This is a genomic window from Paenibacillus sp. JQZ6Y-1 (assembly GCF_040719145.1).
GTDB classification, from domain to species: domain Bacteria; phylum Bacillota; class Bacilli; order Paenibacillales; family Paenibacillaceae; genus Saccharibacillus; species Saccharibacillus kandeliae.
Genome location: NZ_JBFDUZ010000002.1, coordinates 167,525 through 180,123, shown reverse-complemented (window position 1 = coordinate 180,123; position 12,599 = coordinate 167,525). Strand labels below are relative to the sequence as shown.

The 12,599-nt window shown below is 48.3% G+C and carries 11 protein-coding genes; 3 read left to right on the top strand and 8 right to left on the bottom strand.

Translation table 11 applies throughout. The annotated features are described in order from the left end of the window. Position 1 precedes the first annotated feature (1 nt). On the top strand, positions 2–475 hold the full coding sequence (locus ABXR35_RS14580) for a TM2 domain-containing protein (RefSeq protein WP_367061879.1): 474 nt from the start codon (positions 2–4) through the stop codon (positions 473–475). Between the two features lie 135 nt (positions 476–610). Here ABXR35_RS14580 and ABXR35_RS14575 read toward each other — a convergent pair whose 3' ends face one another. The 3 genes from ABXR35_RS14575 to ABXR35_RS14565 form a co-directional block, all read right to left on the bottom strand. Next, positions 611–2,470, bottom strand: coding sequence for an ABC transporter ATP-binding protein (locus ABXR35_RS14575; protein ID WP_367061876.1), 1,860 nt, complete (start codon positions 2,468–2,470; stop codon positions 611–613). Next, the gene (locus ABXR35_RS14570) at positions 2,451–4,328 is read right to left on the bottom strand and encodes an ABC transporter ATP-binding protein (protein WP_367061873.1); all 1,878 of its coding nucleotides are present in this window, start codon (positions 4,326–4,328) and stop codon (positions 2,451–2,453) included. Before ABXR35_RS14570 ends, ABXR35_RS14575 begins: the two co-directional genes overlap by 20 nt. A 75-nt stretch (positions 4,329–4,403) precedes the next feature. Next, positions 4,404–5,120, bottom strand: coding sequence for an FHA domain-containing protein (locus ABXR35_RS14565; protein ID WP_367061870.1), 717 nt, complete (start codon positions 5,118–5,120; stop codon positions 4,404–4,406). A 355-nt stretch (positions 5,121–5,475) separates the two neighbouring features. Between ABXR35_RS14565 and ABXR35_RS14560 the strand changes: the two genes are divergently transcribed. Beyond that, the gene (locus tag ABXR35_RS14560; protein ID WP_367061867.1) at positions 5,476–5,742 is read left to right on the top strand and encodes a hypothetical protein; all 267 of its coding nucleotides are present in this window, start codon (positions 5,476–5,478) and stop codon (positions 5,740–5,742) included. A gap of 137 nt (positions 5,743–5,879) precedes the next feature. Here ABXR35_RS14560 and ABXR35_RS14555 read toward each other — a convergent pair whose 3' ends face one another. Further along, on the bottom strand, positions 5,880–6,125 hold the full coding sequence (locus tag ABXR35_RS14555) for a DUF6953 family protein (RefSeq protein WP_367061864.1): 246 nt from the start codon (positions 6,123–6,125) through the stop codon (positions 5,880–5,882). 157 nt (positions 6,126–6,282) lie between these two features. Here ABXR35_RS14555 and ABXR35_RS14550 point away from each other — a divergent pair, with 157 nt between their 5' ends. After that, on the top strand, positions 6,283–6,726 hold the full coding sequence (locus ABXR35_RS14550) for a DUF6376 family protein (RefSeq protein ID WP_367061862.1): 444 nt from the start codon (positions 6,283–6,285) through the stop codon (positions 6,724–6,726). Positions 6,727–6,886: 160 nt separating this feature from the next. On the opposite strand, the gene ABXR35_RS14545 is transcribed toward ABXR35_RS14550, so the two are convergent. From ABXR35_RS14545 to ABXR35_RS14530, 4 genes are all read right to left on the bottom strand, one after another. Continuing rightward, positions 6,887–7,225, bottom strand: a complete 339-nt coding sequence (locus ABXR35_RS14545) for a DUF4870 domain-containing protein (protein ID WP_367061859.1) — start codon at positions 7,223–7,225, stop codon at positions 6,887–6,889. A gap of 390 nt (positions 7,226–7,615) precedes the next feature. Continuing rightward, positions 7,616–10,096 (bottom strand): arabinan endo-1,5-alpha-L-arabinosidase AbnB, encoded by a 2,481-nt coding sequence (abnB, locus tag ABXR35_RS14540; protein ID WP_367061856.1) that lies wholly within the window; start codon positions 10,094–10,096, stop codon positions 7,616–7,618. A gap of 432 nt (positions 10,097–10,528) precedes the next feature. Beyond that, the gene (locus ABXR35_RS14535) at positions 10,529–11,617 is read right to left on the bottom strand and encodes a C40 family peptidase (protein ID WP_367061853.1); all 1,089 of its coding nucleotides are present in this window, start codon (positions 11,615–11,617) and stop codon (positions 10,529–10,531) included. 163 nt (positions 11,618–11,780) lie between these two features. Continuing rightward, a complete protein-coding gene (locus ABXR35_RS14530) occupies positions 11,781–12,323 on the bottom strand; it encodes a hypothetical protein (protein ID WP_367061850.1) in 543 nt (180 codons plus the stop codon). Positions 12,324–12,599 lie beyond the last annotated feature (276 nt).

The following is a 12,599-nucleotide window of genomic DNA, read 5'->3' as shown; positions in this document are numbered from 1 at the left end:
GATGTTGACACGATACGAATTGTCTCCGCAGGAATTGATGCTGCTTAACTCGGAAATGCGCCCCCGAGAAAAGTCACTCGCACTTGCGTATCTCATGCTGATTGGTGGACATCTCGGTGTACATCGCTTCTATCTGCGCCGGATTGCAACTGCGATTATTCAGCTGATTTTGTTTGTTATAGCAGCGATTGGCTATATTGTACTCGTCGTCGGTTCCGAAATGGATGCATCGGATACTGTAGCCATAGTGGGATTGATCGCGATGTTGATTGGTGGATTACCCCTATCGATCTGGATCATTGTCGATCTGTTTATGATTCCGCGCATGGTTCGTCAGTTGAATGGGCAAGCAGAACAGGAAATCCTACAGCAATTGGAATGGCTTCGTCAAAATCCACCAGAACCGCGCCAGACACAACATAGCGCGCCAGCTCAACAACCGCCTCACCAGCCACTGGACCTGAACAAGCGATAATATCCCATACCGCTATCGCACTTCGCGTTAGCAACAAAAGATCTTGCAAACACAGCAATGAATAGAACATAGCCTTATACGCAGGATACATAAAAAGACCTTTTCCACTAACGGAAAAGGTCTTTTTCATCGCTATTAAGAAGATACCTTCAACTGACTGTGGAACAATTCACTGTAAAAGCCACCCTGCTCCAGCAATTCATCATGCGAACCATGCTCTAGAATCTGTCCGTCCTGTAGCACCAGAATCTGATTCGCTGACCGGATCGTATTCAGTCGATGCGCAATGACAAAACTTGTACGTCCCTCCATCAGACGCTGTAATCCTTCCTGAATCCGAATCTCCGTGACGGTATCGATACTGCTCGTCGCTTCATCCAACACAAGGATCGCCGGATCAGCCAGCATCGCGCGGGCGATGGTCAGCAATTGACGCTGCCCTTGACTGATGCCGCCGCCATCTCGGCTCAGCACCTGCTCATACCCATCCGGCAAGCGCTGGATAAACGAATCTGCATTCGCCAGCTGTGCTGCCTGCCGCACCTCGTCATCGGTCGCATCCAACCGCCCATAACGGATATTATCCATCACCGTACCTTCAAACAAAAACGAATCCTGCAATACAAACGCCATATGCTGACGAAGACTAGCCCGGCGCAAGCTGCGAATATCCTGCCCGTCGATCAAAATCTGCCCTTGATTGGCATCGTAAAAGCGGGAAATCAACTGAATCAACGTCGTTTTCCCCGCCCCTGTCGGTCCAACCAGAGCGATCATTTCACCCGGCTCCGCTTGGAAGGAAATATGCTGTAATGTGTCGCTGCCTTCCCCCGTATCATAGGCAAAGGATACGTCGCGGAACTCCACTTTGCCGGTAATCTGAGTCACTTCAGATGCTTGTTGTTCATCTGCTTCTTCAATGTCCTCATCCATAATCTCGAATACACGCTCTGCTCCAGCAATCGCTGACAATAGCGTATTCCACTGGTTCGCCAAATCGTTCAGCGGGCGGGTAAACTGACGCGCATATTCTACGAAAATGACGATGACGCCGACCGTAATGCTACCTTTGATCGCCAGCAGACCGCCAACTCCAGCAATCAGCGCAAAGCTCAAATTGTTCAATCCGTTCATCAGCTTAGGAATCAGACCAGAGATCGTCTGCGCCCAAAAGCCTGAAAAGCGAATCCGATCATTACGCTCTGCAAATTCATCGATCACCTGTTGCTCGCGTCCAAACGCTTTGATGATCTTTTCACCGGATAATGTTTCTTCGATATATCCATTCAGCTCGCCCAGATTGCGCTGTCGCTCGCGGAATAACGGACCAGTGCGCCGCGTAATCCAGCGCATGCCAAGCGCCATCAGCGGCACTACGATAAATGTCAGCAGCGTCAGCAACGGACTCAGCAATAGCATGACAACGAGTGTTCCGACAAGTGTAAGTACACTAGAGAAAATTTGAATCGCTGAGCTGTTGAGCGTACTACTGACATTCTCAATATCATTCGTCACCCGGCTCATTAGCTCCCCTTGCTGACGTTTACCGAAGAATGGAATCGGCAGCCGATGCAAATGGGCAAACAGATCGGAGCGCATCCGGTACACCGTCTCCTGCGCAATCTCGATCATCCACACATTTTGCAGCCATGATGTAATGGAATTCAAAATGTACACAACACCTAGACTGACAAGGAACCAAATCCACAGCTGTCCACCATCGCGTTCCAGAAAATCATCAATCGCGATGCCGACCAGATACGGACCAAGCAGCGTCAGACCCGATGTGAGCAATACCATAAACAGCACCATATACAGCTTTAATCGACGTTCCGCCAAATACGCCCAGATGCGGGATAGTGTACCGCGCCAGTTTTTGGCACGCTTTTTGTTGGAGGTGCTTGCGGTAGAGTCTGGCGGAGAATCGCCCGGTTCGCGTGCAGCCATCGTTGACGGTCTAGCAACGCGAAACGGATCAATGAATGCTTTCCACATGCTGCAATTCCTCCTCTCCGAACTGGGATGCGTAAATGCGGCGGTACAATTCCGAATGCTGTAATAGCTGCTCATGCCCGCCTTCGGCGATCAGCTTACCATCCTGTAGCAGCAACACCTTATCTGCTCGAATGGTGGAGCTGATCTTCTGCGTGATTAGAATGGTGGTACATGACAAAGTTGCCAGCCCTTCCAGCAATCGTGCTTCGGTGCGTACATCCAGCGCACTTGTGCTATCATCCAGCAGCAGCATGCTTGGCTTACGCACCAAGGCACGCGCGATGGATAACCGCTGCTTTTGCCCGCCGGACAGATTCACACCGCGCTGACCAAGCCGCGTCTCATAGCCGTTCGGCAGATTGATAATCGTATCATGAATCTGGGCAATACGTGCTGCCTGTTCAATCTCATCCAGACTGGCATGCTCGTTGCCCCATGCAATATTGTCACGAATCGTGCCAGTGAACAGCACAATTTCCTGCGGCACATAGCCAATCATACTGCGAAGCTCCACTTCATTCATCTGGCTCACATCCTGATGATTGACCAGCACCTGACCATGCTGGACTTCATACAGCCGCATAATGAGCTGCATGAGCGACGATTTGCCAGAGCCAGTAGCGCCCATAATCGCCGTCGTTACACCCTGCTTGGCTGCAAAGGAAATGTCCTTCAATATATCTCGATCTGTATCAGGATAACGGAATTGAACATGGCGGAATTCCAGTGAAGCACCGCCTGCTCCCATCTGTTCCTGAACGCTGTCGATATGTACGCTTGCAGCAGAATCGTGAACGAGGGCAATCTCGTTTGCTCCTTTATCCATGCTTGGATGCACATCTGTATCTGTGGAAGCACCGGAAGCTGTTCCCCGATCTGCGTCCTCCTGCCTATCCAGCATCTGACCTGCTTGTGCTTCGGTGGAGCTCATCACTTCGTCCATCCGCCCTGCCGATGCTCGTGCACGCGAGAACGCCGCCACAATCATGGAAAATGCCGACAATGCGCCCATCGTACGCATTGAATAGTTAATAATCGCTACCACTTCACCGACGGATGTGCTGCCCGACAAAATATCCCGATGTCCAAACCACAGCACCGCAATAATACTCACATTCATAACGAACAAAATAAAAGGCATCGTCGTCTCCGTCAGACGCAGTGCAGATACGGTGTCATTCATCAGCGCCCCACTCTGCTGCTCAAACCGCTTGCGCTCATGCTGTCTACGCACGAAGACACGAATCAGCCGCATACCGGTCAGATTTTCCTGCATGACATTGTTCACCTTGTCCAAACGACGCTGCACCTTTTCAAATGAAATCGCTGCCCGCTTCATGATGGCGATTACAAAAACCAGCAGCACCGGTACACCAATCACCAGCAGCAGCCCAAGCTTCACGTTAACAACTAGCGCCATGATACTACTGCCGACAACGAGCAGCGGAATCCGTAGCATAAAGCGCAAGCCCATAAACAGCATATCCTGCAAAATGGTCACATCGTTGGTTAGCCGCGTGATGAGCGAGGATGTGGCAAATCGATTAAATAAACTATACGAAAACGACTGCACCTTGCGATACAGCGCCTCCCGCAGATCATACCCCAGCCCCTGACTAGCATATGCCGCATAAAAAGAGCTAAAAATACCGGCGATAAACGCAATAATCGTTCCGCCGGTTAGAATCCCGCCCCATAACAGAACGGTGGGAATATGACGCTGACTAACGCCGTCATCAATGATTTTGGAGATCAGAAAGGGTTGCAGCAATTCCAGCGTTAGCTCGATCAGCATCATAAGCAGCGCCAGTATCGCCGCAACCCTGTATTTCTTTAAAAAAGAAAGCAATAGCGTCATCGTGATCCCCCTCATGTTTGAATTGGTTGTCGTCTGCTCACGATCCAGCAGTCATCAATGATTCCATGCCGCCCATCAGAAGGAGGTTTGGCTATCCAACTCCTCACTGTTATCCTGCTTCTTCATATATACCCCTTTTTTGTAAACCGAACGAATCGTAAAGTGGTCGCCCAGCTTTTTATTTGTACGGTAGATCAGGGAATTGACTTCATCTACCCCAACCAGTTCTGCATCATCGACACAGCGCTCTGGCCACACATCGCGTACAATCTGCTCACGCGTGACAAAATGGTCTAAGCAATTGTACAGCAGCTTGAATAGCTGGTATTCCTTTTTGGATAATGTAATGCTGTCGCCACCCACCTGAATATTTTGCAAATAATCGTTCAGGCGTACTTCATGCTCCAGCAAATCGCTAATCCGGTACTCGCGCGTTTCCTCTAGATCGGTGCCACGCTCCAGACGGAGTGTGACCAGCCCGTTCACCAAGGTTAATTGGTCGCCATCACTGATGCGCCGGGACTGGTACGGCTGTAGTCGCTGACCGTTCAGCTCGGTACCATTTTTACTACCAAGATCTTCGACATAGATATCATTATGGATACGCTTGAGTACACAATGCTGCTTGGAGACAAGCTGATTATATAAAGGCAGGTCGGTCTGCGCGCTGCCGGTATGACGTCCGATTAGAATCGGTTTATGGGTTTCCAAATAAATAAAAGAACCATGGCCTTCCTGGCCGGCGGTATCTACAATCACTTTAATAATGTCCGGCATGGGATCATCGCTCACTTTCCGCTAATTTCTCTTGAGTTTATCTTGTGTTCATTCATAGGCATCTTATTCCACAGCAAATACACTGCCATGTCAGCATAGCGCCTTCCCGGCGAAGGCTCAATGACAGAATCATCAGATTCCTTTCATTGTTTGCTTGCCTGGCAGCTTTTATAGTGTAAGAGAGAAAAGGTATGCGCACCAAGCGCTAATGCCTGTTAAGGGCTGTCTTTCCATTATACTATACACCGCCTGTACAATAATTCAATTTCAGTCATTTTTCTGGCAGAAAATGTACCGGCACTTCAACCTATAGAGAACTGTACCTGCTTGAACAGGTAACAACGAGTGGAATAAAAGTGGGGAATTCGATATGAAACCAAAACAAATTTTAATTTATGGACTATTGTCTTTTCTGATTGCCAGCAGTCTGGCGATGTATGTATATCTGGATTACCGGTTGCCGGGCTGGCATAATAACCACACGACACCGGGTAATCAGCTACGGATTGAGAATCTGGACGATTTGCAGCGGCTGATGACGGACAAGCCAGAGCAATCTTCGGCGCAGCCTGTTCAGCCTGTATCTACTAGCAACGCTAACGATGAGGCTACCCATACGTCGCTGCTTCATTTGTAAATTCGAGTAATCATGTAAGTGTGATACAGCCCTTTTTTATGCAAACGGGAGAAGTACGATCCGTCACTCGGCGTCGCACTTCTCCCGTATTTGTATAGGCTATACGATTGGTTACTATTGTCAAAACCGTGCGCAGCTTACGTCCACGCCCAGAAAAAACCGTCCCGATCCCAAGCAACGCGTCCACCATGCTGCTTACGAAAGGCCTTTTTGATCTCTTTATCCAGCGAAATATTGCCGCTGTCGCTTGTAAACAGAAATTGCTCGCCATATTGCTCCCGTACATAATCGATTGCTTCTTCCTGCCGCAGCATACCACGGTCACGAATATGCTCGATCATCCAGCTGGCGATTTCCTGTGCCTGTACTACGTGATTATCCATACATACTCTACTTCCTTTCTATCCGTCACCGTTGCCAGTGATGATTCCTCTGTATGTAACTGTACCATATCTGCTGTCACCCAGAATAGGCAATTGTTGAAACCATCTAAGGCGTTACACAGTAGTATAGGTATTCCCTCAACAAGGAGTGTCTCTATTGAAAACATACATGCTTATGCTCGTTATGCTCGTCGGTCTGCTGTCAGGCTGTTCGGCACTGGATCAGGTGAATCAGTCCGTCAACTATGTGAGTGAAGTAACTTCGTATATCAACAGTACATCGAATCTATCGCAGAGCCTACCTGATCTCACACAGCAGGCACTAACTGATCCACAAGCTCGTGAACAGCTGTCTCAGGAGCTTGCCAATACTCAAAGTCAGATCAATGCCTTCAATCAGCTAGAACCCCCTGCCTTTGCCAAAGATCTACATCAGCAGTTATCCAGCTACAGTGCTACACTTGGCACAGAGGTAAACAGTCTGATCGATCAGGTGCAAGCGGGCAAGCTAACCGTCGCAGACCTGAACAATTCACAAATCTTCCAAACTGTCGATCAAATCAATGGTTTGCTAAACCAATTTCAGCAGCTCGGTCAGTAAACAACCGTTCTATTGATGCCATCACGTCAGCATACATCAACATGAACGCTATGTCTTGGAACAATAATAGATAATTATAAAAAAACAGCCTTCCTCATAAAAAGGAAGGCTGTTTTCGTACGTGTCGTAAACCGGAGTAGTATGTATAGGAGAGAACGGTTTACTTGATCAGTTGAATCGTGCCGATCAAAGGCAGTGGTTTACGCTCGCCATTGGCAGCATTGATGATACCGATGATCATGAACACGACAACGGCAATCCCAATAATAGGCGACAATACCCAGCCGATAAATGGAATGATCGCAGCAATTACATTCCCTGCCAATGCCACTAGGAACAATACCAACCCTTGATTAGCATGATACATGGCAAATGGTGAATTGCGAGCGGCAAGCAGTGGAATAAAGAATATGATGTACGCCAGAATCGCCATTACTTTGTTTGCTTGTACATCATTCGGATCGCCCTGTTGACCGTATGGGTCTTGAAAATTGGACATGGTTCTAACCTCTTTCGTTAATAATTTGAGTTTGTACTGCTGTTCAGTGCAGGTATAACGAGAAATACGTGGGTGGTTATGTAAAAGTTTCATATTGGTGGAATGCAACTTGAGTATACCACCTGATACCGGAGATGAGTACTGTCTATTATACAATTTGGTCGGGGAATTTTAAGAACATGCGAGCGTAGTCAGATTGCAGTTAAGCATATAGCAAACAAGCATGTTCAAACCAGATGAACATGCTTGTTTTACTATAAGGTATATGTTGGATAGGTGTCGTTCTTTCGATCAAACAGGTCGTTGGATGAGGCAATGGGTTTAAATCATATTCTCAATCTATGTTCCACTTCGCTGTTTTCTTTATTCCCTTCTACTTCTTCATTCATTTTATTTCGCCAGCTCCTGAATCTCCTGCTCACTCAGCGCTCGGTTGTATATATTCACCTCATCCAGACTGCCCTTCAAATACGCATCGGCAGCGAAGCGGCTTTTGCCTAAATATGCTTCACGGGTCATCAGATCATGCGGATTGAAGGTCATCTGGTCGTTGCTGCCTGCCAGCTTGCCGTTGATATACAGCTTACCGGTATCCCCAGACAGCGTAACCGCTACATGTACCCATTGTCCGATTGGCAGAGCAGATGATGTGATGATGCTCTGGTCGGTATTGTTGCGGTGAATGGTAAATTGTACGCCATTTCCTTGGGAAGGGGTCAGGAACATAAAGCCATTCATTCCATCACCAAAATCCAAAATTCGTTGCCACGCAGCGCCACCGTCCCATTTCACCCAGCTTGCAAAGGTAAAATCCTCCGCATCTGTAATCGTACCCGGCAGCTGCACATAATCGTCCACGCCATCCAGCGTAATACCTGAGCCAGACTTGCCATATACATTGCGAGTTACGCCGTTGATCAGCGTACCATCATAATGATTGTAGGTGCTGTCAGTTACGGTCGTGCCGCTAGATTCATCAAATGTATATTGGCTCAGTAATGGACCTCGCGCCTGCTCTAGCACCGTGATTTTGAAGTTTTTGTTCTTTTTCGCACCATTTTTCGTGATGGTGGCGATCATCGTAACACGCGCATTGCCTGTGCCTGCTGCTGGACGAGTGACTGTACCGGTATCCGAAATGATCTCCGGCTTGGTGGAGCGCCAGCTGATCTGCACGCCGCGTGTTCCAGTCAGTGGCAAATCCAGATCGTAAAAGACATGATCCGTCTCGCCCAGACTCAGATCCTTATCTACTGCTGAGACGAGCTGCTTGTCCTTTTGCACCTCACGCTGACTGCCCCATACGCTGATTCCATCTTTGGATAACGCGGTCAGCGTCAGCACGGTTTTGCCAGAAGCGGCATTGATTTCATGTAAAAAGACACCGTTATATGTGGCTGCACCGACCTTAAGCAGTGCTGTGTTCTTTCCTTGCAGCTGCCATGTACCGGTAACGTCACCAGTGATAGTACCGTCTGCATTCAGTGTTGCTGATACGGCTTGGTGGATGTCGGCGCTAATGTTTTTGTCCTGTGTGATCCATTGGTAATCGCCCGGAATCTCACTTGCGGTAACCTTTGCCTGTGGATTCTGCTCGCCTGCGTAACGATAAGGCGCTACCGTCAGCCAGCCGTCTGCATTCATAAACATCTCATGGGTACGCACTTCATGCTCCTCGCCACGTCCGGGGAAGCGGGAATGGAAGATGAGGAAATAGCGTCCGGTTTGCTCATCGTAATAAGCGGAGTTATGACCAGGCGATACCGCGCCAGCTCCACTGCCTGTACCTGGATCGCCAATTTGACGTTCAAACTGGTAGTTGCCGATAATCTTGACTCCATACGGCTCGATGGAATCATCATCAAACAGCGGTTTGGACGGATCTGCTTTCACATTCGTCATATCATTTCCAGCCGCATCGTAAAATGGACCATCCGGCGTTTTGGAACGAACAACGCGCAGATTGTAACCGCCAGTCGCATCCAGTCCACCAAACGACAGGAACATGTAGTAATAATCCGTTTGCGGGCTGTACAGCATGTACGCGCCTTCGATCCGGCTGTGATTACCGCCGATTAACTTTTTGCCATAACCTTGATCCGGTAGCGGCTTGCCGGTAACCGGGTCCATTTGCATGACGAAAATACCGCCTGAATACGAGCCGTATACCATCCACAGCTTGCCATCCTTATCATAAAATACATCTGGATCAACCGTATTCGGGTGAATGCGTGCATCGTAAATAGTACCATCCTCGCTAATCTGATCCCACATGCCAGATTTGAGGAAAATACCTTTGTCGCGATATGGACCTTCGATGTTATCTGCTACAGCAATGCCCATCGCAGAACGAGGAGAATCGCCTTTGCAGGCGTTGTAATACATGTAAAATTTGCCGTCTGCCAGTTGAATAACATCGGCTGCCCAGAGTGTACTCGTTTGTGCCCAGCTTAGTGCATCCTTTAATTCAGTGGTGACATTGGGAATCAATGGATTGCCATCTGCTACACCAGAGGAGATCATACTCCAATTCATGAGATCGGACGATTTGGCAGAAGCAAGATGAGAACCGAATATGTAAAATTCATTGCCAACCTTGATCACCGACGGATCATGAACAGACGCTTCCTGATACACAGGTGTACCGGTAGCTGTGGCGGCGGCAGCATCGGTGGATGCACCCGGTAACACAGTGGGATTCGATGTAGCTGTAGCATTAGTGATAGCGCCCGACGTTGGAGCAGCTGTCACTTTTAGAGAATCCGTACTTGGAAAAGCAGCGAAGATAGTGGATGATGGCAGCAGCATCGGTATCACCAGAGTAGCAGCAATAGCGGTTATACTGGCTTGTTTACGGAAACGAGATGTCATATGTGTCTTCCTCTCTCATTTGGAAATAGGATCAATCTTGTACGAAAGCAGGGTTATGCTTGCATTACGAAAGGTGTAGGCTGTGTATTCTCATTTTGTTAAGCGCTTACATAAATACAGTGTCTAGTACGATGTACAAACCAAATTGCTCTATTCGCGGAAGCTAGTCTTGCTTGGTGAAGTTCGTATGGCTTAGTAAAGCTAGATTTATCATAAAGGAACCTTCTGCTCTTTTTCAAGCATTAAATTTATAAAAATACGAATATTAAACAAAAACATAAATTAAATATGTACGAAATCTATAGTTTCTCTCATTCTACTCATCACAAAAACCCCCTATCCTGCGTGCCGTCATGCCAGATCCATGACGGATCTGTACCATACAAGCAGCGAAGATAGGGGATTTTGAGGGGGAAATGTCATACTCTATATTTACTGAATATATCGTCTTGCCCCAGCAAATTCTGTTTTGTAAGCAGGGGTGTTGATCGAGATGATTTCAACCGTTTTGCCTGCTTTGGGCGAGTGCATCATCTGACCGTTGCCGATATACATCGACACATGATGAACATTGCCTTTGCCGTTATCATGAGCGAAGAACATCAGATCGCCAGGCTGCAATTGACTCCAGCTTACCGCAGTTCCTTCCTTGATCTGAGCGGAAGCATCGCGCGGCAGGCTTATGCCGTGGAAGCCGTAAATAGTCGATGTAAAGCCAGAGCAGTCAAATCCGTATGCTGAGATCCCTGCCCACAGGTAAGGCAGTCCGAGGAACTGCTTGCCCGTACGTACTAGATCGGCTCCCGTTGGTGCAGGAATGTCCGACAATTGCTTGTACACATCAACCGCACTGCTTTTCAGCCATGCCGATTGATTATCGGGGGTATGCACCTGTACCCAGCCGTTAGTCGATGTGGATGTAACTGGCAAACGTGTATTGAAGCTCAAGGTAAGCAGCTTGCTCTGACGATTCTCGCCGTACAGCTGTGCTGTTTTATCCTTCACAATGGCGGTTGGGCATTCACTGTAAGCAGCGCCATTGGTGGTGGTTAGAATTTGCTGTTTCGGTAACCAGCCGGGGTAGCCATATTTGCTCTTGGGTGTAGATTGTCCGACAACGGCTACATATGCCCAGTCGCCCTTCACCTGTAGTAAACGAACCTCCTGACCGTACAACGCTTGCGTTTCTGTTTTGCCGGTCAGCCAGCGGCGCTTGTCAGCAGTGTTCATATCAGCCGTCCATTGCTCCATATCAACCGGAGTGGACAGCGAGGATTGATCCAGCTTGCGTGCCAATCCGGGCTGTGTCCATAGCGTAGCGACCGCCACATTCACATAATGCTTGCGCGTCTTGCTGTTGATGGTGCAATCCTGATCCTGCATGACCGTCGCTCCCCCTTCAGCAGCGTGTACTCCAGATGGCAGTAACGTGCCTAGCAGCAGTATGATGCCCATCATCCAGAGCATGATTATGCCGCGCGGAGAACGTGCTGTTTGTGATAATTGTGTCGCTTGATTCATCCCGTCATCTCCCTATTGCCAAAATAGTATACCCTGACGTTCTGCCCATATCCGTTATCTCTGTCATGAATTCAGGCTGCATGATTGCGTCTGTATGTATACGCCAGGCGATGGTTGAAGTTGCTATGCTCCATTGATGTTCTATCCTACTTTGCTGGTTTTTTTACCGCTCGTCATTACTACCTGGTCGTACATCCAAATCCTCGTCAAACCGAATACACTGAATCAATTGGAAAATACAAGCCAATCCGAGCGCGCCCCAGATGCCATGTGTATCTACACCGCGAATGATCTCCGCGAGCGTATACAGCAGCAGCGTATTGCGCACAATCGCAACGACCTGCGTTTGCCAGAAGCGCAGTGGACGACCGAGAATCGGATACAACCATTCCGCCGCCGCAGGCTGGATATAAATTGCCAGAATAAACAAGCCCGCCCCCGTCCAGATCGAATACAGCATCGCCGTACTGCGATTCTCGAACCCGATCAAATGAATAAAGGAAGCCAAATAGAAAAATGCGTATGCCGCAAACGCCGATGCCGCCACCACAATGACGAGTCCAAGCGATAAAATCACTGCCATCGAGACTCGATCAAATAGGCTGAACGGCTTCATGATGCTGTCCAGCGGATCACGCGTCTCGCCCTCCTCCTGCTGACGTGGCGGGCGGGCAAATTTGAAATAGGAAAAGACACAGATCAGCAAAAAAATAACGATACATGTGCCAAGCAGATTCTTTTCGATATGCTCCCGCTCCCTCCGAAAATACAGGTTATGTCATTCATACTAACACAAACATTTTAGGCTTTCTTGTTGTAAAACACTTCCAGATTTGATCAAGGACGATGGACTGCTGCAATCAACGATAGATCGTACCGATAGAAGATACGATATTTCCCTTTCTCATCGTCGCTAGTTCCTGATGGATGAAGATTGTCATTGACCTCTAACAAGAAATACAGCATATCTGCATACATGTGA